General features: G+C 41.2%; 20 protein-coding genes. 16 read left to right on the top strand and 4 right to left on the bottom strand.

The annotated features are described in order from the left end of the window. Positions 1 to 93: 93 nt before the first annotated feature. A complete protein-coding gene (locus tag CAPGI0001_RS01030) occupies positions 94 to 1,674 on the top strand; it encodes a Na+/H+ antiporter (RefSeq protein WP_002665753.1) in 1,581 nt (526 codons plus the stop codon). A 170-nt stretch (positions 1,675 to 1,844) separates the two neighbouring features. Next, a complete protein-coding gene (locus CAPGI0001_RS01025) occupies positions 1,845 to 3,221 on the top strand; it encodes an anaerobic C4-dicarboxylate transporter (RefSeq protein ID WP_002665921.1) in 1,377 nt (458 codons plus the stop codon). A gap of 83 nt (positions 3,222 to 3,304) precedes the next feature. Here CAPGI0001_RS01025 and CAPGI0001_RS01020 read toward each other — a convergent pair whose 3' ends face one another. The 3 genes from CAPGI0001_RS01020 to CAPGI0001_RS01010 form a co-directional block, all read right to left on the bottom strand. Next, positions 3,305 to 4,057, bottom strand: a complete 753-nt coding sequence (locus CAPGI0001_RS01020; RefSeq protein WP_155813414.1) for a succinate dehydrogenase/fumarate reductase iron-sulfur subunit — start codon at positions 4,055 to 4,057, stop codon at positions 3,305 to 3,307. 75 nt (positions 4,058 to 4,132) lie between these two features. Beyond that, the gene (locus CAPGI0001_RS01015) at positions 4,133 to 6,160 is read right to left on the bottom strand and encodes a fumarate reductase/succinate dehydrogenase flavoprotein subunit (RefSeq protein ID WP_002665838.1); all 2,028 of its coding nucleotides are present in this window, start codon (positions 6,158 to 6,160) and stop codon (positions 4,133 to 4,135) included. Between the two features lie 5 nt (positions 6,161 to 6,165). After that, positions 6,166 to 6,834, bottom strand: a complete 669-nt coding sequence (locus tag CAPGI0001_RS01010; protein WP_040359237.1) for a succinate dehydrogenase cytochrome b subunit — start codon at positions 6,832 to 6,834, stop codon at positions 6,166 to 6,168. 271 nt (positions 6,835 to 7,105) lie between these two features. Between CAPGI0001_RS01010 and CAPGI0001_RS01005 the strand changes: the two genes are divergently transcribed. From CAPGI0001_RS01005 to CAPGI0001_RS00985, 5 genes are all read left to right on the top strand, one after another. Continuing rightward, positions 7,106 to 8,578 (top strand): C10 family peptidase, encoded by a 1,473-nt coding sequence (locus tag CAPGI0001_RS01005; RefSeq protein WP_002665628.1) that lies wholly within the window; start codon positions 7,106 to 7,108, stop codon positions 8,576 to 8,578. Positions 8,579 to 8,589: 11 nt separating this feature from the next. Further along, a complete protein-coding gene (locus CAPGI0001_RS01000) occupies positions 8,590 to 9,096 on the top strand; it encodes a hypothetical protein (RefSeq protein WP_002665733.1) in 507 nt (168 codons plus the stop codon). A 72-nt stretch (positions 9,097 to 9,168) separates the two neighbouring features. Beyond that, entirely contained in the window at positions 9,169 to 9,675 is a 507-nt protein-coding gene (locus tag CAPGI0001_RS00995) for a hypothetical protein (protein ID WP_002665917.1), read from the top strand. Between the two features lie 186 nt (positions 9,676 to 9,861). Next, on the top strand, positions 9,862 to 13,194 hold the full coding sequence (gene mfd / locus CAPGI0001_RS00990; RefSeq protein ID WP_002665803.1) for a transcription-repair coupling factor: 3,333 nt from the start codon (positions 9,862 to 9,864) through the stop codon (positions 13,192 to 13,194). Positions 13,195 to 13,264: 70 nt separating this feature from the next. Then, complete coding sequence (locus CAPGI0001_RS00985) at positions 13,265 to 15,298, top strand: M13 family metallopeptidase (RefSeq protein ID WP_040359235.1); 2,034 nt, start codon at positions 13,265 to 13,267, stop codon at positions 15,296 to 15,298. A 119-nt stretch (positions 15,299 to 15,417) separates the two neighbouring features. On the opposite strand, the gene CAPGI0001_RS00980 is transcribed toward CAPGI0001_RS00985, so the two are convergent. Next, the gene (locus CAPGI0001_RS00980) at positions 15,418 to 16,005 is read right to left on the bottom strand and encodes a flavin reductase family protein (protein ID WP_002665697.1); all 588 of its coding nucleotides are present in this window, start codon (positions 16,003 to 16,005) and stop codon (positions 15,418 to 15,420) included. Positions 16,006 to 16,277: 272 nt separating this feature from the next. Here CAPGI0001_RS00980 and CAPGI0001_RS00975 point away from each other — a divergent pair, with 272 nt between their 5' ends. From CAPGI0001_RS00975 to CAPGI0001_RS00935, 9 genes are all read left to right on the top strand, one after another. Continuing rightward, positions 16,278 to 16,769, top strand: coding sequence for a GbsR/MarR family transcriptional regulator (locus tag CAPGI0001_RS00975; RefSeq protein ID WP_002665903.1), 492 nt, complete (start codon positions 16,278 to 16,280; stop codon positions 16,767 to 16,769). Then, the gene (locus tag CAPGI0001_RS00970) at positions 16,756 to 17,940 is read left to right on the top strand and encodes a Bcr/CflA family multidrug efflux MFS transporter (protein WP_002665715.1); all 1,185 of its coding nucleotides are present in this window, start codon (positions 16,756 to 16,758) and stop codon (positions 17,938 to 17,940) included. The genes CAPGI0001_RS00975 and CAPGI0001_RS00970 overlap by 14 nt, the downstream gene beginning before the upstream one ends. A 110-nt stretch (positions 17,941 to 18,050) precedes the next feature. Beyond that, on the top strand, positions 18,051 to 19,160 hold the full coding sequence (locus tag CAPGI0001_RS00965) for an efflux RND transporter periplasmic adaptor subunit (protein WP_002665836.1): 1,110 nt from the start codon (positions 18,051 to 18,053) through the stop codon (positions 19,158 to 19,160). Between the two features lie 57 nt (positions 19,161 to 19,217). Beyond that, on the top strand, positions 19,218 to 19,871 hold the full coding sequence (locus CAPGI0001_RS00960; RefSeq protein WP_002665732.1) for a carbonic anhydrase: 654 nt from the start codon (positions 19,218 to 19,220) through the stop codon (positions 19,869 to 19,871). 29 nt (positions 19,872 to 19,900) lie between these two features. Continuing rightward, entirely contained in the window at positions 19,901 to 20,737 is an 837-nt protein-coding gene (locus tag CAPGI0001_RS00955) for a carboxypeptidase-like regulatory domain-containing protein (protein ID WP_002665695.1), read from the top strand. Between the two features lie 5 nt (positions 20,738 to 20,742). Continuing rightward, on the top strand, positions 20,743 to 21,297 hold the full coding sequence (locus CAPGI0001_RS00950) for an Ig-like domain-containing protein (protein ID WP_002665842.1): 555 nt from the start codon (positions 20,743 to 20,745) through the stop codon (positions 21,295 to 21,297). Between the two features lie 12 nt (positions 21,298 to 21,309). Beyond that, a complete protein-coding gene (locus CAPGI0001_RS00945; protein ID WP_002665706.1) occupies positions 21,310 to 21,855 on the top strand; it encodes a hypothetical protein in 546 nt (181 codons plus the stop codon). 141 nt (positions 21,856 to 21,996) lie between these two features. After that, positions 21,997 to 22,536, top strand: a complete 540-nt coding sequence (locus CAPGI0001_RS00940) for a peptidase associated/transthyretin-like domain-containing protein (RefSeq protein ID WP_002665883.1) — start codon at positions 21,997 to 21,999, stop codon at positions 22,534 to 22,536. A gap of 57 nt (positions 22,537 to 22,593) precedes the next feature. After that, positions 22,594 to 23,991, top strand: a complete 1,398-nt coding sequence (locus CAPGI0001_RS00935) for an efflux transporter outer membrane subunit (protein WP_002665644.1) — start codon at positions 22,594 to 22,596, stop codon at positions 23,989 to 23,991. The last annotated feature ends 173 nt before the right edge of the window (positions 23,992 to 24,164 follow it).

Raw genomic sequence — 24,164 nt, 5'->3', positions numbered from 1 at the left:
AAAAAATAATGAAGAAAAGTACATTAAAAGATTAGATAGTATGTGGTATTCATCATTTTTTTTTATTTTTGCATCTGAAAAAGTATCTGAAAAATGGTCGAATATTTTCCTTATCTATTACTATTATTGATTGTCATTGTAGGGATTACTATGCTTGCCAATCGTATACGGGTGGCCTATCCTATACTCTTGGTCTTTGGAGGGTTGGCTTTGGCTTTTATCCCCAAGCTTCCTACAATGGCTATAGATCCTAATTGGGTGTTGCTAATCTTCCTACCACCACTGCTCTATGCGGACTCATGGGTACTCTCTCCTAAGGAGTTGTGGAAATGGCGACGTATTATCTTTAGTTTTGCTTTTATTGTCGTCTTTATCACAGCTGCGGTGGTAGCATGGGTGGCCAATATGGTCTTGCCAGGATTTTCCTTGGCCTTAGGCTTTCTCTTTGGTGGGGTGGTCGGCTCTACCGATGTGGTGAGTGTCTCGGCCATACTCAAGTTTGTCAAGGTACCACATCGCCTTTCTACTATTTTGGAGAATGAGAGCTTGCTCAACGATGCTTCCTCCTTGATAGTCTTTCGTTTTGCTTCTATTGTGGTTACTACCGGTCAGTTTGTATGGTATGAGGTGGCGGGGAGCTTCGTATGGGTTGTCTTAGGAGGGATAGCCATAGGCTTGGCTGTAGGATGGCTTCTTAGGGCTATCCATAAACTTCTGCCTACCGATGCCAATATGGATATTATCCTAACCTATATTTCTCCCTATGTTATGTATATCTTGGCCAATGCTGTGGATGCTTCAGGGGTGCTCTCCGTGGTGACAGGTGGGGTGTATCTTCACTATTATCGCAATGAGATTTTCACAGCCTCCACACGCAATAAGATTGAGGCTGTTTGGGATAATATCGTTTTTATACTCAACGGATTAGCTTTTTCTCTCATAGGACTGAGTCTTCCCCAAGTACTCTCAAGCTTCCAACAGGAGGGGATGGCTCTTAGTACTGCTACTTATTATGGCTTACTGATGGCAGGAGTGATTATAGGGGTGCGCATCTGTTGTGCCTATGCTGCTGTGGTGACCACTCAGATAATGAAGCGCTTTATTAAAGTCGCTGATGGACGCAGGTATAACAATGTTTGGATACCCTTACTGCTGGGTTGGGCAGGGATGCGTGGAGTGCTCTCCTTGGCGGTGGCACTTTCTATTCCGCTAACATTGGCCGATGGTACTCCCTTCCCTCATCGGAATCTGATTCTCTATATGACTTTTATTGTTATCTTGGTAACTCTTGTCCTACAGGGGCTTACACTTCCTTGGTTTATCAAAAAGGTTACTTTCCCTGACTATGATGATCATATCCCAGATACTGAGGCAGAAACTCTTATTCGTAAGGACTTGGCTCGGGTGGCTTTGGAGTATATGAATGATCATTACAAGGAGGGGATCACCGATAGTTTTCTTTTGCAAAACCAAAAAGATGTATGGGAGTTCCAGCTCAAGACGGCTTATTGTAATGTTACAGCAGAGGTGCGCGATAAGTACATAGCTATTCTCCGCTACCAACGGGAATATCTCAGCGAACTGAATAAAAATCCTCGTATCAACGAACAGCTTATACGCTCCTTCGAGAGACAACTCAATCTGGAAGAGGAAAAATGGGAATCCTCAGAATAAGCGGGACATAAGGATGAAATTTTTTCTCAAAAATCTTTTTTTTTCTCAAAAAATAATTACCTTTGTCGGCAGATAAGAAAGATAACCTACTGGTAGTCATAAGAAAAGGAAATGTCGATACAAAGAGGTGGCTATAGAACAAATTCTAACAGAAATTAATTTTTATTGCTATGAATACATATATATTGATCTTTGAGTTTCTTTTCCTCTTAGGAATTCTCTACATAGGGAGTCGATATGGGGGAATAGGATTAGGTGTTATCTCAGGGATAGGACTTGTCATTGAGGTTTTTGTTTTCCGTATGCCTCCTGCTTCTGCTCCTATCGAGGTGATGCTCATTATCTTGGCGGTAGTTACTTGTGCTTCCATACTGGAGGCCGCTGGGGGGCTAAAGTTTATGCTACAGGTAGCTGAGAAGATTCTTAGGAAGAATCCTAAGCAAATTACCTTTTTAGGACCTATAGCTACCTATACCCTGACTCTTATGCTTGGTACAGGACATGCAGTTTACTCTATTATGCCTATTATAGGCGATATTGCACTGAAGAATAAGATTCGCCCAGAGCGACCTATGGCGGCCGCTTCTGTAGCTTCTCAGTTAGCACTTACAGCAAGTCCTATCTCAGCAGTGGTTACCGTATATTTGGGCAAAGGGTTGTTAGATCTCTTTCATCAACAAGGAGGGGAGTCGCTTACTTTGATCAATATTCTCTCGGTAACTCTGCCTGCTACTTTTTTAGGATTGATGGCTATGTGCTTTTACAGCCTTCGTCGTGGCAAGGAATTAGAGGCTGATCCAGAATACCAACGCCGATTACAGGATCCTATCTATAGGGATCAGATTCTCAATAGTACCAAGACTACTCTAAATGATTTTATCCCACAATCCTCTAAGAATGCGGTATATATATTCCTTTCTTCTATTGTCTTGATTGTGGTCTTGGCGCTCTATGAGGATATCCGTACTTTTGAGGTGCTCAAGGAAGGAGTAACTACCCAGATGGTAGTTCCTATGGGAGTTATTATCCAAATGGTCATGCTCTGTTTTGGAGGGATTATTCTTACCACCTGTAAGACTTCTGTCAAGCTCGTTCCCGAAGGAGTGGTCTTCAAGTCAGGAATGGTAGCCTGTGTGGCTATCTTTGGGATTGCTTGGATGAGTGATACTTACTTTACCTATGCCATGCCTTATTTCAAAGATGGTATTACTGCTATGGTACAAGCCTATCCATGGACATTTATCTTTGCTCTTTTTGCGGTCTCTATAGTGATCAATAGTCAGGCGGCTACAGCCAAGATGATGCTCCCTGTGGCCATTACTATGGGGCTTCCTGTGCCTTTGCTTATAGGAATTATGCCTGCTACTTATGCTTACTTCTTTATTCCTAATTATCCTTCGGATATTGCCACAGTGAACTTTGACCCTACAGGGACTACCAAGATAGGGAAGTACTACTTCAATCATAGTTTTATGGTGCCAGGACTTATTGCGGTAGGTGTATCCTGCTTGGTCGGAATCGGACTCTCACAATTCCTGATACGTTAATTAACTCACAGAATATAATAAGAAAGCTGCTTTCTTTTCGAAGCAGCTTTCTTATTATGTATAATCGCGTGCGAGAGCCGTACCTATTGAATACTTGCCTTCAGGTATTCGCGGTTTAGGCGAGCGATATTTTCCAAAGAAATACCTTTAGGACACTCTACTTCACAAGCTCCTGTATTGGTACAGTTACCAAAGCCTTCGTGTTCCATTTGGTTGACCATGTTGAGCACACGTTCGGTCGCTTCCACTCTACCTTGTGGGAGTAGGGCGAACTGAGATACCTTAGCCGCTACGAAGAGCATAGCAGAAGAGTTCTTACAAGTAGCCACACAAGCTCCACAACCTATACAAGCGGCAGCATCCATGGAACGGTCAGCATCACGCTTAGGAATAGGAATAGCATTGGCATCCTGAGTATTTCCAGAAGTATTGACAGAGATGTAACCTCCCGCCTGTTGGATACGCTCGAAAGCGCTTCTATCCACTATAAGGTCTTTGATTACAGGGAAAGCGGTAGCTCGCCATGGTTCGATAGTGATAGTATCACCATCCTTGAACATACGCATATGCAATTGGCAAGTAGTAATACCACGATCTGGTCCGTGCGCTTCTCCATTGATAAAGAGAGAGCACATACCGCAGATACCTTCACGGCAGTCGTGGTCAAAAGCTACAGGCTCTTCTCCTTTTTCTATGAGTTGTTCGTTGAGAATATCCAACATTTCCAAAAAGGACATATGGTCAGAGATGTTAGTGACTTTATATTCTACCATTTGACCTTTTGATTTGGCGTCTTTTTGTCGCCATATTTTAAGGGTAAGATTCATGTTCATGATAATCAGTTTTTATTAGATAATAGGCAAGAGCTAACAGGTAATAACCATTACCTGTTATCTGTTACCTTTTACCTGTTATTTATAGCTGCGTTGTTTAAGTTCGATATCTTTGAATACTAAAGGCTCTTTGTGTAAGACCTCTTCGCTTGGGTTATAGGTATTCACTACTTCTGTAGGATTACCTGTGTACTGCCAAGCGGCTACATAGGCATAGTTTACATCGTCACGGAGCGCTTCTCCTTCAGGTGTTTGGTATTCTTCACGGAAGTGACCCCCGCAGGATTCATTACGCTCAAGTGCATCTTTGGCAAAGAGCTCTCCTAGTTCGAGGAAGTCTGCTACACGGTTCGCTTTCTCTAGCTCTACATTCATTCCGGTGAGCTCTCCAGGTACTTTCACATCGCGCCAGAACTCTTCACGAATCTCACGAATCTCTTTGATAGCTTGTTTGAGACCTTCAGCGTTACGCGCCATACCTACCTTGTCCCACATTACTTTACCAAGTTTTTTGTGGAAGTAATCTACAGAGTGGGTTCCTTTGTTATTGATAAAGTGAGCCAAACGTTCTTTCACTACTCGCTCAGCCTCATCGAATTCAGGCGTATTGGTAGAGATTTTTCCAGTACGGATATCAGCTGCAAGGTAATCACCTATGGTATAAGGCAATACGAAATATCCATCGGCCAATCCTTGCATAAGTGCAGAAGCTCCCAAGCGGTTGGCACCATGATCAGAGAAGTTAGCTTCTCCAATAGCGTAAAGCCCAGGTACTGTAGTCATCAGGTTGTAGTCTACCCAAATACCTCCCATGGTGTAGTGGGTAGCAGGGTAGATCATCATTGGAGTCTTATATGGGTTTTCTGCAACGATTTTCTCATACATTTGGAAGAGGTTACCATACTTAGCTTCAATAATTTTCTCGCCGCGCTTAGTTACTTCTTCCTTGGTAGGTTCTACCCCATGGATTTTACATTGCTCTTTACCATAACGTTCGATAGCAGAAGCAAAATCAAGGTATACAGCTTCTCCAGTTTCATTCACTCCATAGCCGGCATCACAACGTTCTTTGGCTGCACGAGAGGCTACGTCACGAGGGACAAGGTTACCGAAGGCAGGGTAGCGACGTTCCAAGTAGTAATCGCGGTCTTCTTCTGGGATTTCAGTAGGTTTTTTACGTTTTTCACGGATAGCTACAGCATCCTCCATTTTCTTAGGTACCCAGATACGTCCGTCATTACGCAAGGATTCGGACATAAGGGTTAGCTTAGACTGATAATCTCCAGAACGAGGGATACAAGTAGGGTGGATTTGTGTAAAACAAGGGTTAGCGAAGAAAGCTCCTTTTTTGTGGATTTTCCAAGCGGCAGTAGCATTACAACCCATTGCATTGGTAGAGAGGAAATATACATTACCATATCCTCCTGAGGCGATAACTACAGCGTGAGCCGAGTGGCGCTCTATCTCACCAGTAACCATATTACGAGCGATGATACCACGAGCTTTGCCATCTACGATAACCACATCCATCATTTCATGGCGATTGTACATATCTATCTTACCACGAGCTATTTGTCGGTTCATAGCCGCATAAGCCCCCAAGAGGAGCTGTTGTCCTGTTTGTCCTTTGGCATAGAAAGTACGTGATACGAGCACCCCACCAAAAGAACGGTTGTCTAAGAGTCCGCCGTAATCACGTGCAAAAGGAACCCCTTGAGCTACACATTGGTCAATGATATTTCCAGATACTTCCGCCAAGCGGTATACATTCGCTTCACGGGCACGGTAGTCACCTCCCTTTACAGTATCATAGAAAAGGCGATAGTTGGAGTCGCCATCCCCCATATAGTTTTTAGCAGCATTGATACCTCCTTGAGCCGCAATAGAGTGTGCACGGCGAGGAGAATCTTGGTAGGCAAAAGCCTTCACATTGTACCCAAGTTCAGCAAGGGTAGCTGCAGCAGAGCCTCCTGCAAGCCCTGTCCCTACTACGATAATATCTATATTACGCTTGTTAGCAGGGTTTACAAGGTTGATATGGTCTTTATATTTTGTCCATTTGTCCGCAAGTGGACCTTCAGGTATTTTGGAATCTAATGTACTCATATGTCTTATATTAAGGAGTTAATGTAATGGAAAAGGGCTACAAAAATGAAGCCTCCACAGATAAGGAAAGAATACCATTTGCCTAAGCAGCTAATGAATTTTTTACGCTTGTCATCTTTCCAGCCCATGGATTGGAATGCAGACTGGAATCCGTGAAGTAGGTGCAAGCACAAGAATACAAAGCAGAACACATAGATACCTACACGTATAGGATCGTGGAACTTCTCTATGAGTTCGCCATAGTAGCGAGTCTCATCAGGCTCGTTGAAATCAATGTACTTGTAAACCATCTCAGGAGCCCAGAAGTCGTAAAGGTGAAGGGCTAAGAACCCAAGCACAACTACTCCTGTGATGATCATGTTGCGGGACATCCAAGAAGCATTGGCCGCTCCATTGTAACTATAATAAGGTTGGTTGCCTCGTGCTCTCTTGTTTTGAAGCTCCAAAACAAAACCCATTACAAAGTGGAATACTACCCCAAAAAGGAGTACAGGTTGCATCGCAAACTGAATCAATGGATTAGTACCCATGAAATGAGAGAGCATGTTAAAAGTACCTTCACTTAACACTGACATGAAGTTTACAGCCAAGTGTATCACTAAGAAAAGGATTAGAAAAAATGCCGAGAGTGCCATCGCCACTTTTCTTGCTACGGAAGTTTTGAATATTTGCATATTTTGTAAATATAAGTTTCTAAAAATAACTAAATTATCTAATAATAATTTCAGAGCTACAAAGATACGATATTCTCTTTTTATCTCCAACAAAAATATTAAAACACGACTAATTTATAGTTAGTTTAAATTAGATAAAAAATCAAGGGTGATTTATAGAAGAGTGCAGAGGTAAAAACTAAAAAAAACTAAAAAAATAATTGCTTTTTAGAAACTAAAAACGTATCTTTGTCAGACCAAATCTAAAGAGAAAAATTAATTTATAACTATCATGAAAAGGATATTTCTTTTATGGGGTGTAGCTATGACATTCATAGCTTGCCAAAGAGAAGGAGAGGTGCTTTCTACAACACCTACTCCTAAGCCTACCCCTGAGGGGGTACAACAAGCCACACAGAACAACCCTAACCTCAAGTGGGTTGCTCTTACTCAGGACTATAATGTTTCTGAGGAGGAAGCAAAAAATCTTGTCTTAAGTTTTGTTAGAGAAACACAGAAGGTAAATTCTACTGCAAGGGCTGTATCACTTGAGATAGAGAGTATAGAAGCCGTAAAGGCTTCTAACACTACTATGAGAATTTCACAAAATACTTCTATGGAGAATGATTTGTATATTGTGAATTTTAAGGATAACAATGGTTTTGTTCTTACAGCAGCTGATAAGCGAGTTCCTGGGATATTTGCTTATAGTGATAGAGGAAAGTGGGAAAAGTCTCTTACAAATCCTGTTCAGAAGATTCTTTATGAAAGGCTTCTTAACTATATAGAACAAAGCCGGATCATCTTTGATAAAAGAAAGGATAAACTTGTTAAGGAAGCATGGGAAGAGTTTACCAAAGATTTTTCTGTAAAAGAAAAAGAAAACTTGTATAAAGAATATTTTGATGATAAGGGCAATTTAAAGAGAGTGGTTAAAAGAGCATCGTATCAAAGATATCATGAATTTGATCCTGACAATCCTAATGATCCAAATTGCCCTCAAGGAACTGATTATGAAGTTTTTTATAATAATTGGGAACTTGTTGAAGAAACAGAAGTATTACTAAAAACTGGATGGGCGCAGTTTGGTGACTATAATTTATTTACTAGGTATAGAAATTGTAGTTCTGGACAAACTCCAGTAGGTTGTGTGGCTGTGGCAGTAGGCCAAATTATGGCCTACTATAAGAGACCTGCTATATTTAATGGTAGGATAATGCATTGGGATCAGATGACGACTAATCCTATTATAACTTCTTTAAGTCCTCAAGGAAAAGAAGATGTTCAACATTTATTAGCTGATTTGGGAGAATCAACATATCTGAAAATGAACTATAAATGTGGAAGTAGTGGAGCTTCTGATGAAAATGCATGTGAGACTTTTAAAAAATTAGGATATATACATGCAACGCTCTCAGATAGGTATGATATAGAAAAAGATCTTTTAGCTAAACGACCTGTGTATATAGGAGGATTTGATAAAACAAAAGAGAATAGACCTCGAATAGGGCATGCATGGGTGATTGATGGGTATAGAAAGTATAAAGCGACTAGTAAAGAAGTTATTTATATAGATTGTATGGAGAAAATTTATCATGACACTATGTATTTTCCTCTGATACATCATAACTTGGGCTGGGGAATGGGTTCTAATTTGTGGTATAGTCCAAAACCTTATTATGAAAATGAAAAAGAATCTTTTGGAAACTATCCACAGATGGACAGATACCCATATGATATAAGCATTATAAACAATATATATTAAAAAAATGAGTCATGAATAAAGTAATATATTTATTGGTGGTGATATTGGCTTTTGGGGCTTGTCACAAAGAAAAGAAACAAGAAGATAAGGATATAGGTTGGAGGTGTTGCAGTTCACCTAATGAGGATGCTGTTATTCTTATAGATAAGACTTTAGTGCCAGAGGGTTCTTTGCAGAAGTTTGTTTTGTATGAAGAGAATGAGGCTAAAGAAAAAATAGAGCAAAAGCAATTTACTTACTCTCAGGTTATAAAAGATACTATTCATTTCACTTTTGCTATTCTGCATGATATGGATAGAGTTTTGGGAAAGCGTACTATTAATTTCTCTTTGGAAATTCCTAATTTTGAGCCTATTTCTATGACTTTCTCAGGAGAATACATTACTGTGCCTAGGTGCTGTAGCATTCCACAAGTCTATAAGGCATGGCTTAATGGTAAGGAGTGGGATCCTAAGAGTGGACATACCTACATACTTCCCAAGGAAGCTTTGAAAAAGAAAAACCTTAATTCTCAGTGATAAAGAGAGGTAGACTTTTCTCAGATAGATACCCATATGATATAAGCATTATAAAATATTAAAAAATGAATTATGAATAAAGTAATATATTTATTGGTGGTGATATTGGCTTTTGGGGCTTGTCACAAAGAAAACAAACAAGAGAATCAGCCTCGAGACTGGACATGTTACGATTCACCTAATGAGGAAGCTGTTATTCTTATAGATAAGACTTTAGTGCCAGAGGGTTCTTTGCAGAAGTTTGTTTTGTATGAAGAGAATGAGGCTAAAGAAAAAATAGAGCAAAAGCAATTCACTTACTCTCAGGTTATAAAAGATACTATTCATTTCACTTTTGCTATTCTGCATGATATGAATAGGGTTTTGGGGAAGCGTACTATTAATTTCTCTTTGGAAATTCCTAATTTTGAGCCTATTTCTATGACTTTCTCAGGAGAATACATTACTGTGCCCAGGTGCTGTAGCATTCCAAAAGTCTATAAGGCATGGCTTAATGGTAAGGAGTGGAATCCTAAGAGTGGACATACCTACATACTTCCTAAGGAAGCTTTGCAAAAGAAAAACCTTAATTCTCAATGACAAAGAGAGGTAGATTAGGCAAAGAGAAATAGCTGTTACAACTGGTGTCTTTCTTTATAAAAGAGGCTGCCCACAAGGGTAGCCTTTTCCTAATTAAACTATTTTCTCTCTTCTTCTTTGGGGATTCTTCAGAAAAGTTGTACTTTTGCCTTTCCTTAAAACCTTACTATTAGGACTATACAGACAATGAGCAAAGAACTACTGCTTTCCTCCTTCTTGGAAGGGAAACCTTATCATCAGTTATCGGAATATATCAAAGGGAAAACATCTTGTTTTGCAGAGAATCTTGTAGGTTCTTCCCTTAGTTTTGTTCTTTTCGATATTTTCAAAAGAACAGGGCAGACCCTTCTCTTTGTAGGAGATGACAAGGAGCAAGCCGCCTACTTACTCAATGATTTGGAGCTCCTCTTAGGGCAGGAGCAGGTACTCTTTTTTCCCAGTAGTTACCGCCGTCCTTATCAGACAGAGGAAACGGACAATGCCAATGTGCTCCTAAGAGCAGAAGTACTCTCCCAACTCCAACAAGGTGCAAGGGTGGTGGTTTCCTATAGCGAAGCTCTTTTTGAAAAAGTACTCACTCGCCAGCAGTTGGACAAAAATACACTGACGCTCAAGCGGGGGGAGCATCTCTCTTTGGATATACTCAATGAGACACTTTTTGAGTATCAGTTCCAGCGGGTGGATTTTGTCAGTGAGCCAGGGGAGTTCTCTGTACGAGGAGGCATTGTCGATGTATTCTCTTTCTCCAATGATACCCCTTATCGTATCGAGTTCTTCTCTGATGTGGTGGAGAGTATCCGTACCTTCGATGTGGAGACACAACTCTCTCTCCAGCAGGTATCCTCGGTAGTTATTATTCCCAATATAGAGAGTAAGGTCGCCGGAGAGCAGCGTACCTCTTTCCTCTCTCTCTTGCCTGAAGAGACATTGATTTTTGTACAAGATTTTGAACTCTTTGCCCCTAAGTGGGAAAAGATGTACCAGAAGGCACAAGAAGCCTTTGCGACTCTTAAGGGAGAAATTGCACACTTGCCTCCTGAGGAGCTTTTCTGCAATGCACAAGAAGGACTTAGGGATTTTGTTCAGCGGTATGTGGTAAGGATCAATCCGCACAACCCGCAAGAAATGGAGGGCAAAGGTGTCTCTTTTGCTATGCGACCTCAGCCTTCGTTCAATAAGAGATTCGAATTACTGATCGAGCACTTCAAGGAAAAGTATAATGAGGGGTATACCAATTATATTTGTTGTGTAAGTGCTCAGCAGGCACAGCGCTTCTTGGATATCTTCGAAGAATTACACCAGCAGGTGCCTTGCGAGCTCTTGGAACTTTCTCTCTCAGAGGGATTTACCGATACAGCAAATAAGATAAACTGTTATACAGATCACCAGATCTTGGAGCGCTATCACAAGTTCAATATTCGCAATGGCTATGCCAAAAAACAAGCTATTACGCTCAAGGAACTCCATCAGCTTACTATAGGTGATTACGTGACACATATTGATCATGGAATAGGGAAATATGCAGGCTTACAGAAAATAGATATAGAAGGCAAAAAGCAAGAGGCGATCAAGCTCATCTATGGAGATAGGGATGTACTGTATGTAAGCATTCATTCTTTGCACAAGATTAGCAAATATAATGGTAAGGATGGAGCTCCTCCTCGCCTATATAAGTTGGGAAGCTCTGCATGGAAAGCACTCAAACAGAAGACCAAGGCAAGGGTCAAGCAAATCGCTTTCAACCTCATTCAGCTCTATGCCAAGCGGCGTGAGGCGGTGGGGTATGCCTTTGCGCCGGACTCTTATTTGCAGAAAGAATTGGAGGCTTCTTTTATCTATGAGGATACTCCAGATCAGAGTAAGGCAACACTCGAGGTAAAACAAGATATGGAGCGTGCGCGCCCTATGGATAGGCTCGTCTGTGGTGATGTAGGCTTTGGGAAAACGGAGGTGGCCATACGTGCCGCCTTCAAAGCGGTGGACAATGGTAAACAGGTAGCTGTACTGGTGCCTACTACGATCTTAGCTTTTCAGCATTACCAGACCTTCTGTGAGCGCCTTAAGGAACTCCCTGTAAGGGTGGAGTACCTCAACCGTTTCCGTACCGCCAAGGAGAAAAATCAAGTACTTGCCGATCTGGCCTCAGGCAAAGTAGATATACTTATAGGAACCCATCAAATAGTCAATGAAAAAGTGAAGTATAAGGACTTAGGGTTATTGGTTATAGATGAGGAACAGAAATTCGGTGTAGCGGTCAAGGACAAGCTCAAGACGTTACGCGAGAATATCGATGTACTTACTCTTACGGCTACGCCTATTCCGCGTACTTTACAGTTCAGTCTCATGGCAGCACGAGATCTTTCGGTGATTACTACCCCACCACCCAATCGCTATCCTATCGAAAGCCAGATTATCTCCTTCAATGAGGAGGTGATCCGCGATGGGATTGCCTATGAGTTACAGCGTGGAGGACAGGTGTTCTTCATACACAATAGGGTAGAGAATATCAAGGAAGTAGCAGGGATGATTCAGCGACTGATTCCCGATGCAAAAATAGGGATAGGACATGGTCAGATGGAAGGTAAACAGTTGGAAGAAGTGATGCTTGCCTTTATCAATGGCGATTATGATATTTTGGTGGCAACCACTATCATTGAGAGCGGATTGGATGTCCCTAATGCCAATACCATATTTATCCATAATGCACAGCACTTTGGGCTCTCTGACCTGCACCAGATGCGGGGTAGGGTAGGGCGTAGTAATAAGAAGGCTTTTTGCTACTTTATCACTCCGAATCTCTCAGAGCTACCAGAGGATTCTCGTAAGCGTATGCAGGCTATCGCACAGTTTTCGGATCTGGGGAGTGGTATCCATATCGCTATGAAGGATCTGGAGATACGTGGAGCTGGAGACTTGCTTGGGGGTGAGCAGAGTGGCTTTATCAACGATATAGGGTTTGATGCTTATCAGAAGATTCTCCAAGAAGCCGTTACCGAACTGAAGGAAAACGAGTTCGCCGAGCTCTATGCCGATGAGGCTCAGCAGGCGGTATATATTACAGATACACAGCTGGATAGTGATTTTGAGTTGCTCTATCCAGACAATTATATCAATAGCATCACCGAGCGACTGAACCTATATAATGAGCTGAGCAATCTTAAGAACGAAGAGGAGCTCTCCCAGTATGAATATCGCCTTATTGACCGTTTTGGAGCCTTGCCACCTCAGGCAAGGGATTTGCTCAATTCGGTACGTATCAAGTGGTTGGCTACTCAGATGGGAATAGAGCGCTTAGTGATGAAGCAGGGCAAGATGCTGGGATACTTTATTGCGGATCAGCAGAGTAAGTTCTACCAGAGTGGGACTTTCCAGAGAGTGCTTACCTTTGTCCAGCGCAATTCGGATAAATGTCACCTCAATGAAAAGGAAACCCGCAATGGGCTAAGGCTGATTATTACCTTTGATAAGATTACTTCTATCGATAAAGCACTAAGGATTATTAGTGGGTTTGTGGAGTAAAAATCATTCATAAAACCATTGATAAATTACAATTAAAATTCGTATATTTGTGCAGAAAATTTGTAAATACATGAAAAAAATCTATTTGCTTGCCTCTGTTGCTTTTTTAGTGGCTTGTGGCTCTCAAAAACAATCTAAAAATGATCCTATAGAAAAGGGATTAGACCTCTCTGCTATGGATACTTCGGTACGCCCTCAGGATGATTTCTATAATTTTGTCAATGGCAAATGGGCTAAAACAGCACAAATCCCTGCCGATAAGTCTACTTGGGGTACGTTCCAAATCCTTCGAGATAAGACCGACGAACAGTGCTTGGCGATCTTGGACGAACTTCTGCAGAAGGACTTTCCTAAGGGAAGCGAAGGACAGAAAATCAAGGATTTGTATGCCTCTTATCTCGATTGGAATCGGCGCAATGCCGAGGGACTCAAGCCTCTGGGACAGTGTTTTGTGAAAATTGATGCCATACAGTCTTTGGCTGACCTGCAGCGATACCTTATTGAAGTGACACCACAAGGGGAAAACCCTATCTGTAACTGGAGTGTCTCTGCCGACAAAAAGGATTCTCAGATGAATGCTGTCTATCTTGGAGCCTTCTCCATAGGGCTTTCTCGAAGCTACTACCAAAAGGACTCTGAGGCCAATACCAAGACCATTGCCAAGTATCAAGAATATGTCACTAAAGTACTCTCTATGATTGGGGAGGAAAACCCTGCTCAGAAGGCACAGGAGTTGGTCGATATGGAGCGCCGTATTGCTAAGCTCATCTATACCAATGAGGAGAGAAGGGATCCTAACATCACTTATAATCCTTTATCAATCAAGGAATTGTCTTCTTTGGTTAAGGGAGTGAACCTCCCTGTATATCTCTCCACAGTAGGGGTACAGACCGATAGGGTTATCGTTCCTGAGATCCGTCTGTACAAGGCGTATGATACTTTTCTCTCTCAGGAGAATATCCCACTGCTCAAGACTTACCTCAAGTATCAGCAGGTCTCCAGTAACCTCCATACTTTGGACAGTGCATTGGACGAACTCTCTTTCGATTTCTATACCCGCTATCTCAAAGGACAACAGCAACAACGCCCTATGAACAAGCGTGCCTTGGGCATAATCAATGGGCTCTTAGGGGAGGCCTTCGGCAAGTTCTATGTAGAGAGGTATTTCCCTGCTAAGGCTAAGGAGGAAATGTTGGTACTGATCGACTATCTCAGAAGAAGTTTTGCCCAGCATATCCAACAGGTACAATGGATGTCCCCTCAGACTAAGGAAAAAGCACTTGCCAAGTTGAACAAATTTGGGGTAAAGGTTGGCTATCCTGATAAGTGGACAGATTACTCTCGCTTGGAGATAGCACCAGCCTCCACAGCTTCTTATTTTGACAATGTATGTAGTATCCGTGCATGGCGCTATAAGGAGAACTTGGCCGATGTAGGACAAAAGGTGGACAAATCCCGCTGGCGTATGACTCCACAAACAATCAATGCTTATTACAGCCCTATGAACAACGAGATTGTGTTCCCAGCAGCTATCCTTCAGGCTCCTTTCTTTAGCTTCGATGCGGATCCTGCGGTTAATTTTGGTGGTATAGGCGCGGTGATTGGGCATGAGATGACCCATGGATTCGATGATAGTGGCGCTGAGTATGATGGGGATGGAAATCTTAAAAACTGGTGGACACCTCAGGATAAGGAAAATTTCAAAAAAGCAACTAAGGCTCTCGCAGCTCAGTTCGATAAATATGAAGTGGCTAAAGGAGTTTTTGTCAATGGAATCTTTACCAATGGCGAAAATATAGCCGACCTCGGTGGGGTTAATATCGCTTATGATGCGCTACAGCTATACCTCAAAGAGCATGGCAAGGTACAAAAGATAAGTGGATATACCCAAGAGGAACGCTTTTTTATCTCTTGGGCGACTGTGTGGCGTGGCTTTTCCACTGAAAAACACCTACTCAATCAGGTAAAAACAGACCCTCATACTCCTCAGTATATCCGTGCTTATGCACCACTAACCAATGTGGAGGCTTGGTATAAGGCTTTCAAGGTGAAAACAGGTGATAAGCTCTACAGAGCTCCTCAGGATAGGGTCAAAATCTGGTAATAATGATTAATGGTTAATAATTGAGGGATAATACCTAATTTGTTAAAACACAATAATTGCGTCTCTACTTCGATACTTTCCTTGTCGTAGTAGAGACGCAATTTATTGATTTCCATAAATCATTGCTGAGGTCTCAGGGCAAAATTTACTCCTTTGTGTTCTCCTAAGCCATAGTAATGCTTGAAGTTATAGATTAGTGGATTCCATGCTAAGGGATTGATCTTGTCTCCGTCCATAACTAAATGATCTTCCGCATGAACTACAACGAATTCAAGCTCTACCAATACATAACCATTGCGGTCGATGACTTCTGTCACTTTGGCCTCGGCTTGTATGGGGCACTGAGCAATACGGGGCGGACGCACCTTCTGCGAAGGTAGTGGTGTAAAACCTCCTATAGCAAATTTGTCCTGAGCAAAGGTGTACTTCTCTGCCTTCTGCGCAGGTACAGGATTCTTGGCTGTATAGGGTGCTATAGTATCCACTTGTTCCCACATAGAAGCTGTAGGCAGGTTAAAGACTACTTCAGGGACAACAAGTACATTCTCATAAGCCTTATTGAGCTTTACTAAAGCCATTACCGCATGGGTACTCAGGGTAAAGGTACAGCTGATAGGCGTAATATTTGCATTCCCCTTCTCATTGGTTGTGGTGAGTAATACTACAGGGAAGCCATAATAAAACATGTTGGGTAAAAATGACTGCATAGTATCAAATTTTGAAATTAGGACACAAAGGTACGATTTTGAGCAAGAAACGAAAAGAGAAAAGTGAAAAATATTTTGTAAGGGCAAATGACTGATAGTAAGGTGTATAAGCTCTCTATTAATCGTTTTAACAAAAGATTATCTTTTTGGTTCGCAAACTATAGAACTAAATAACTATCTTTGCTCCCAGAAATAATTATTAATACCAATAGTGATTAATCATTGAGCATTAATCATTGAGCATTAATCATTGAACATTAATCCATTGAACATTGAATATTGAAAAAAACACTCTTATTGAGATGATGTCTGAGCTCTTTAGGAAGATGCACCATGTATCTCCTATGGCCGCTAAGATATTGTCTGTATTGGTCATTGAAGGCTGTGCGGAGGGACTTACCTTTGAATATCTCATTGAGAGGGTACAGGCCAGCAAAAGCACGCTTTCTACCAATATCAATTTTCTTTTGGACAAAGGGCTGATCTACTATGACACTAAGGAGGGAAAGCGAAGAAAATACTTCAAATCCTTTCCTTTTGACAAGCGATTTTCGGAATTTCTCGAACTGATTCGTTACGAAAGGGATTTTACCCTTCGTTTTAGAAAATATATCGATGAGCAAGATCCTCAACATACAGATCGCTTCCTCGAGAGAAGAATGAAAAAAACGGGGATATTGCTGGATTATCTCGGAAAAATGGAATCACTTACTGAAGATTTCTTGGAAAAACTAAAACAGGAAGATATACGTGAAAAACTATAATACAGACGTTCTTTTTATCTTAATCTTAGGATTGCTCTCTATGCTTACTCCTTTGGCGATAGATATGTACTTACCATCCTTTGGGGCAATAGCCTCGGACTTGCATGTCTCCAAGGAGCGCATCCAGACGACCTTAGCCCTATTTACCTTGGGCTTTGCCTTGGGACAATTGCTCTGGGGACCACTTTCGGATAGCTATGGTCGCAAGCCTACTATTATTGTAGGGGTGATCGTAGCGGCAGTGATTGCCTTGTGGCTTACACAGGTGGGGGAATTATATCATTTTTATATATTGCGCTTTTTGCAAGGCTTTTTTGGTTCAGCCCCTGCCGTGGTTGCAGGTGCTTTACTCAGAGACCTTTTCAATAAGGAAGCCTTCTCCAAGATGATGTCTATGATCATGCTTGTCACCATGATAGCTCCTTTGGTAGCTCCTATTTTGGGAGGGTATATAGCCGATTGGTTTCATTGGCAGGCCATTTTTTACCTATTGACAGTATTGGGATTGCTCGCGGCCCTTTTGGTATGGCTGCGCATCCCAGAGTCTTTGCCCAAAGAACGACGCATTCCCTTGGATATCATAGGTGTATTGCGTAATTATCGTACAGTAGCGACCAATAGGAAAGTACTGGGGTATATTTTTACCAATGCTTTTTCCTATTCAGGAATGTTTTGCTTTTTGACTTCAGGATCATTGGTTTATACAGGAGTCTATGGAGTAGCACCTAAGAATTTTGGGTACTTTTTTATATTGAATATAGGCGTGATGATGATCGCTACTTTTCTTGGGGGGCGCTTCGTAGGTCGCTTAGGCACCGAACGTATCCTAAGGATTGGGCTTTGGATACAGCTGATCATGGGTGTCTACTTGGCATTCTGTGCGTTTTTTCATTGGGGGCTATGGCCTTCTGCCATTGGAGTAGCACTATATGTAGGGATGGTCTCTATTGTCTCGAGCAATGCCAATGCAGCTGTCCTTGAGTTATTCCCACGTACAGCAGGGACCGCCAATTCGCTTATAGGAATGTTCCGATTCGCTATCGGCGCTATCATCGGTGCTATATTGGCACTATTCTCAGTCGAAACCGAGCAACCTATGCTCTTTGCAATAACCTTGTGTATCCTTATTTCAGTAGGAATGTATAAGGGACTTGTAAAAAGTAAAAAGTAAAGGTAATATATACGCTCATGTGAGCTCATGGATCATTCAATTAAAAAATGGAAATTAACCGATAATATAGATTTCTCTAAAAAACTATAATTTTAAAATTCTTTTAAATAATGAATAAAGTTTTAATTTTTGTAAGTATGCTTGTCCTTACCATAGGATGTAAAAAAGGACAAGAACAACAAGGCGCCGGTATGGGAGCCACTCAGAAGGTATTGCCTACCATTACAGTAGGAGAGCAGAGTACCACTTCGAACCTCTCTTTCCCTGTCAATATAGAAGGGGTGGTCAATAGCCCTGTACAGGCCAAAATTTCTGGATATATCACCAAAGTACTTGTGGACGAAGGGCAGGCAGTGCGCCAAGGGCAGCCTATGTTCCAGCTCGAGACACAAACTCTTAACCAATCAGCGGCTTCCGCCAAGGCACAGGTGGAGGTAGCTCGTGTGGAGGTGAACAGACTCCTCCCTCTTGTGGAAAAGAATATCGTAAGCAAGGTGCAGCTCGAAACAGCTCAGGCCAACCTACAGCGAGCCCAAGCGGCTTATAACGAAGTGGCAAGCAATATCGGATTTGCTGTTGTAAAAGCACCTGTCAATGGAGTGGTAGGAGCCATCCAGTACCGTGAAGGAGCCTTGGTAACAGCCAATAACACGGTACTCACCACCGTTTCCGATGTAAAGGATGTATATGCCTATTTCTCTATGAACGAAAAGGATTATCTCTCTTTCCTCGCTCAGGCAAAAGGAGCTACAGTCAAGGAAAAATTGGCTAATTTTTCCGAAGTATCTTTGATTATGGCCAATGGAAAAGAGTATAATCACAAAGGAAAGATCCAAACAGTAACCGGACAGATAGACCCTACTACAGGATCTATACAGATCCGTGCTACTTTCCCTAACCCAGAACACTTACTTACCAACGGAAATAGTGGTACCATCCTTATTCCACAGACTTTTGACAACTCTTTGGTAATTCCTGAAGTGGCGGTATTTGAGCAACAAGGGAAGATATTTGCCTACAAGGTAGAAGACAATACTATCAAGCAGGTGGTGGTAACCCTCAAGAGCCGTGCCGACAACTTGGTAGTGGTAGAGAGTGGCCTCAAGGCAGGCGATGTGATCATCGTACAAGGGCTTAATGGGGTACGCACAGGCGACAAGGTAACCCCTCAACCTGTTTCTATGGATAGTATTGTCAAAGCCATCCAGCCTATATTCTAAGGAGTCAATGAGCGGTTGAGTTAATTAACCATTGACAATTAACCATTAATCATTACTATGGATACTTACAAAACCATCTTTGAGAACAATCGCCAGTGGGTCGAAAGGAAGACTGGCGAAGATAAGGATTTTTTCAAAAAGCTTGTCAAGGAACAAAACCCTGACTTTCTCTATATTGGTTGTTCGGATAGTCGTGTAACGGCTGAGGAACTGATGGGATTAGGCCCTGGCGATGTCTTTGTTCATCGCAATATCGCCAATGTGGTCAATACGCTGGATATGAGTTCTACAGCGGTGATACAATACGCCGTGGAACACCTGCAAGTGAAACATATTATCGTATGTGGGCATTACGACTGTGGAGGGGTAAAAGCCGCTATGCAAGCCAAGGACTTGGGGCTACTCAACCCTTGGCTGAGAACCATACGCGATGTGTATCGTCTACATCAGGATGAGCTCGATAGCATCACCTCTCCTAAGGAACGTTACAACCGTTTGGTAGAGCTCAATGTGGAAGAACAGTGTATCAACGTGGCGAAAATGGCCTGTGTACAGGAGGGATACCTCTATCACCAGTACCCTATTGTCCACGGATGGGTGTTTGATATCCGTTCAGGACGCCTGATAGACTTGGAAATAGACTTCGTAGAGCTGATGAAGCGTATCCAAAAGGTCTATGATCTTACGGGTGAGGACTGGAATTATAAGTAGGAGTTTTAAGTTTTGTATTTTGAGTTGTTATGAAGTTTCTTTTATTTTTTACATTGTTTTCACTGCCCCTAATGGCTCAAGAGGATAAAACTCAAAAGGGAGGCATAAAGGATATAGGGAGAATTCCTAACGAGCCCCCTCTTTGTATTATCGATGGGAAGAAATTGAGTAGATGGAGCTTGAAGACTAAAAAGCTACAACCCGATGAGATAGCAGAAATCTTGCTGTTTTTTAGAGAAGAGGCTAAAAATATCTTTGGTAATAGCGCAAAATACGGAGCGTTATATATCATCACTAAAGAAACCCTTAGCAAGGCTGAAGCTCTTATAGATATTCCTGCTGAGAGAAAGCTCAACAGAAGAGAGCGACATTATAGAGAAATTGGAGAATTCTATCAAACGTATCGCCTTATAGTGGTTTCAGGGAAAGTTACAGACAAAGAAGGGAATCCTCTGGCTAATATCAAAGTGCGTAACAACGATAGGGGGACTCGAACCTTTACCGATAGCATAGGTAATTACACGATTGAAGCCCGTCGCTGGAATGCGATACAACCTGAAAATATAGAGGATTGTTATCTCGTCGTAAAAGAAGCAAGAGAACAAAGCCATAACTTTGTACAACACCCTCCTATTGAAAGCAGAAACAGCGACCCAAGAGCCTCTACACCCTCTATAAGTTTGAAAACTCCTTGCGACAAGTTGTTTGTTCTCGACGGATTGCCTATAGAAAAAAAGGAAGAGTTTCTCAAAAAAATACGACGGAAGAAAATAGAGGAAATAATAGAAATAGATGAACAATCAGGAGTTCCATTATATGGCTCTCTTGGAGCCTATGGAGTAATCATTATAAACACTAAAAAATAAAAGTTATGAACCGACTTACTATATTTTTATTCTTTTTTACGCTTTCCACTATGGCGCAAATTACTATAACAGGCAAGGTTACTGACAAAGAAGGAAAACCTCTTGCCAATATTACTGTAAAAACAGACGTGATAATTTATACCAATGAAGAGCATTATGCTGCTAATTATGTAACAACGGATGCCAATGGTATGTATAAGATACAAGCAAAACAGTGGGATACAATCCACTTTGACAATATGGGCTGTTATATTGTGTTTAAAGACACACCTCACCAAGTATATAACCATACTATGGACAGACTCTATAGGAATAGTAATATTCATATTGAGTATGCTTATGGTTGTGGAATCCTTTTTATACGTAATGATAAGATAGTTGAAGAAAAAGATAGAGAAGCATTCAAAAAAGAACTCCGAAGCGGACAGTTTTACAAGTATTCTGTAATGGAGAAGCAAGAGTTATTTGAGCAATATGGCTATCTCAGTCAATATGGATTAGTAGCTTATACCAAGGATTACTATAATGAGCATAAAAAGAATAAGAGTAAAAAGAAATAAAATATTTTTGATATGACCCGAATTACTATATTTCTATTCTTTTTTACGCTTTCCACTATGGCGCAAATCACCGTATCAGGAAGGGTTTTTGATGACGAAAAGAAACCTTATGCTGATTTTCCGGTTACCAATGGAAGAGATACGGTGCGAACCGATAGTGAGGGCAGGTATAAAATAGAAGCCAAACTATGGGATGTTATTTATTTTTATAGATTTGAGAAGAAGTCTCAAATTTATTATGTTGGAATTCCATACTATGTACTAAAAGAAACGCCTCATCAGAGTTATGATGCTTTTGTAGGTTTTAGTTCTATATATGAGTGTATAAAAGGGGCAAGAAATCCAGATATACTTTTTGTGCTCGATGGAGTGCCTATTAAAGCAAAGGATAAGGAATCCTTTAAGGAAAGACTCAGAAACGGAGAGTTTTTTCAGTATTCACTAAAGGAAGATGCTATATTTTCGGATAGAATTAGCGACTATTACGACTATATTCTATATGTTTATACCAAAGATTATTATAATGAGCATATCAAAGACAAAGAGAAAAAGAAATAAATACATTTTATTATAAATCGTTGAACATTAATTTCTGTGCTGTTTTGTATTTTCTACGGTATGTAGATTTCTGGAAAAAGATACTTTTCGTTAAATAAACGTATCGTTGAATATTGAAAAAAATAAAAATTTCCATAAGCTATGACCCGACTTGCTATATTTCTATTCTTTTTTACGCTTTCCACTATGGCACAAATCACCGTATCAGGAAGGGTTTTTGATGAGGAAAATAAACCTTTCCCTAAGTTAATAGTCTCCAATGGTAGAGAAAAGGTATATACCGATGCCCAAGGAAACTATACTATACAAGCAAAACTATTTGATATATTAGAATTCTCTGTTGAAAGCGAATATAAAGGGTATAAAATGAATAAACAATATTACTTTGTAATCAAGAATATACCGCATCAAAAGTATAAAGTACAATTAGATTCTGATGTAATTTATAAATATTTTGTGGATCCTTATACAGTATCTTTTAGTTTTTACCTAGATGATTCAAAAGTTGAAAAATCGAATGAAGAAGCATTCAAGGAGCGTGTGCGCAATGGAGAGTTTTATACCTATGAGATACGCACTTGGGATGAGATGCCTAAGGAAATAGAACAGATTTCTATGTATAATGTGTTTGTTTACACCCAAGATTACTATAATGAGCATATCAAAAACAAACAAAAATAATTAATATTATAAAACCTTATCGCTTATTATCTATTACTTATTACCTAAATTAAGATTATGAACAGAATCATTTATAAAGGTTTCGCAGTGGCTTTTGTAGCCCTTACTCTCACCGCTTGTGCAGGTCGCAAAACTTACGAGCGTCCCAATGTCGTGAATGAAAAACTTTTCCGTACGGATAATATCCCTACGGATAGTCTTAGCAGTGCCAATGTCTCTTGGCGTAACATCTTCACCGATGCCACCCTCCAAGGACATATCAATAAGGCGCTTTCTAACAATCTTGATGTACGTGTAGCGATGCAGAATGTGGCTTCCGCTCAGGCGTACCTCAAGCAAAGCAAAGCCGCTTTTATCCCTACCCTTGCTGCTCAGGCGAATTATACCCGCGCTACCTCCTCTATCAATGCGATGGGAGGCGTGGGCGAACGTACTTACGGCAACCTATGGGATCTTACAGGCTCAGCTTCGTGGGAAGCCGATATCTGGGGTAAGCTCTCTGCCCAAAAACGCGCTTCTTATGCTTCCTACCTCGCTACGGTAGAGGCACAGAAAGCCGTACAATCCGAGGTAGTGGCTACCTTGGCAACGGCTTATTACCAACTGCTGATGCTTGATAAGCAGAAAAAGGTGTTGGAACAAACTATTGATTTCCGCCAAAAGAGCTTGGAGACTACCAAGCACCTCAAGGAGGCGGGCTCCACTACCGAAGTAGCTACCAAACAGATAGAAGCTTTGGTATACAATGCTCAGGCACAACTCATTTCTATCAAGAATAGCGTGTGGGCATTGGAGAATACCATCTGTGTACTCCTTGGCGAAGAACCTCATACGATAGAGCGCACCACGCTTGCCGAGCAGAATTTCCCTACCGAATTTAAGCAAGGGTATGCTGCCAAGCTCCTTCAGAATCGCCCCGATGTAGCACGTGCAGAACTCAGTCTGCGCAACGCCTTTGAGATGACCAATGTAGCCCGTGCCGCTTTCTACCCCACGCTTACACTATCCGCGCGAGGTGGATTCTCCTCTACCGAACTCGATACGTGGATTTCGGCTAAGTCCATATTTGCTAATTTTGTAGCAGGATTGGCACAACCTATCCTCAATGGAAGACAGATTCGTACCCAATACGAAATGAGACAGATAGAACAAGAAACCGCTTTGCTCAATTTCAAGAAAGTGATACTTTCTGCGGGTAAGGAAGTAGCCGATGCTATGCAGAATTTTTCCAACCAAACAGAATTTATTGAGCTAAAAAACAAGGAGATGAAAGCCTATCAAGAAGCTACAGACTACTCCAAACAGCTGTTCGATAGTGGTATGGTGAATTATTTAGAGGTAATCACCGCCGAAGTAAATCGACTAAATGCGGAACTTAGTGTTGCCGAATCACAATTTACACGTATGCAATATGGTATTTCCTTATACAAAGCACTTGGTGGAGGTTGGAAATAGTACAAAAAGAATAGGTGAATATATGAATAAATCTTTAAAATAGAATAAAATTCATATATCAACGATGCGTTGAACTATCAAAAAAGATGATTTTTGTAACATAAACGATACGTTGAAACTTGTTTTCAGAGCTTTTTTATGGTGTAGATGATAGGTTGAAGTGTAGAATTTTG

Origin of the sequence: Capnocytophaga gingivalis ATCC 33624 (assembly GCF_000174755.1) — a bacterium.
GTDB lineage: Bacteria > Bacteroidota > Bacteroidia > Flavobacteriales > Flavobacteriaceae > Capnocytophaga > Capnocytophaga gingivalis.
Note: the sequence above shows the minus strand (reverse complement) of the source record. Positions and strands in the feature narration are given on the sequence as shown.

Coding starts and splice junctions, on each gene's coding strand:
- CAPGI0001_RS00940 (WP_002665883.1), top strand. CDS start 21,997: ATGACCCGACTTGCTATATTTCTATTCTTTTTTACGCTTTCCACTATG.
- CAPGI0001_RS01015 (WP_002665838.1), bottom strand. CDS start 6,160: ATGAGTACATTAGATTCCAAAATACCTGAAGGTCCACTTGCGGACAAA.
- CAPGI0001_RS00945 (WP_002665706.1), top strand. CDS start 21,310: ATGACCCGAATTACTATATTTCTATTCTTTTTTACGCTTTCCACTATG.
- CAPGI0001_RS00955 (WP_002665695.1), top strand. CDS start 19,901: ATGAAGTTTCTTTTATTTTTTACATTGTTTTCACTGCCCCTAATGGCT.
- CAPGI0001_RS00935 (WP_002665644.1), top strand. CDS start 22,594: ATGAACAGAATCATTTATAAAGGTTTCGCAGTGGCTTTTGTAGCCCTT.
- CAPGI0001_RS01010 (WP_040359237.1), bottom strand. CDS start 6,834: ATGCAAATATTCAAAACTTCCGTAGCAAGAAAAGTGGCGATGGCACTC.
- CAPGI0001_RS00985 (WP_040359235.1), top strand. CDS start 13,265: ATGAAAAAAATCTATTTGCTTGCCTCTGTTGCTTTTTTAGTGGCTTGT.
- CAPGI0001_RS00960 (WP_002665732.1), top strand. CDS start 19,218: ATGGATACTTACAAAACCATCTTTGAGAACAATCGCCAGTGGGTCGAA.
- CAPGI0001_RS01025 (WP_002665921.1), top strand. CDS start 1,845: ATGAATACATATATATTGATCTTTGAGTTTCTTTTCCTCTTAGGAATT.
- mfd (WP_002665803.1), top strand. CDS start 9,862: ATGAGCAAAGAACTACTGCTTTCCTCCTTCTTGGAAGGGAAACCTTAT.
- CAPGI0001_RS01030 (WP_002665753.1), top strand. CDS start 94: ATGGTCGAATATTTTCCTTATCTATTACTATTATTGATTGTCATTGTA.
- CAPGI0001_RS01005 (WP_002665628.1), top strand. CDS start 7,106: ATGAAAAGGATATTTCTTTTATGGGGTGTAGCTATGACATTCATAGCT.
- CAPGI0001_RS00995 (WP_002665917.1), top strand. CDS start 9,169: ATGAATAAAGTAATATATTTATTGGTGGTGATATTGGCTTTTGGGGCT.
- CAPGI0001_RS00950 (WP_002665842.1), top strand. CDS start 20,743: ATGAACCGACTTACTATATTTTTATTCTTTTTTACGCTTTCCACTATG.
- CAPGI0001_RS01000 (WP_002665733.1), top strand. CDS start 8,590: ATGAATAAAGTAATATATTTATTGGTGGTGATATTGGCTTTTGGGGCT.
- CAPGI0001_RS00980 (WP_002665697.1), bottom strand. CDS start 16,005: ATGCAGTCATTTTTACCCAACATGTTTTATTATGGCTTCCCTGTAGTA.
- CAPGI0001_RS00965 (WP_002665836.1), top strand. CDS start 18,051: ATGAATAAAGTTTTAATTTTTGTAAGTATGCTTGTCCTTACCATAGGA.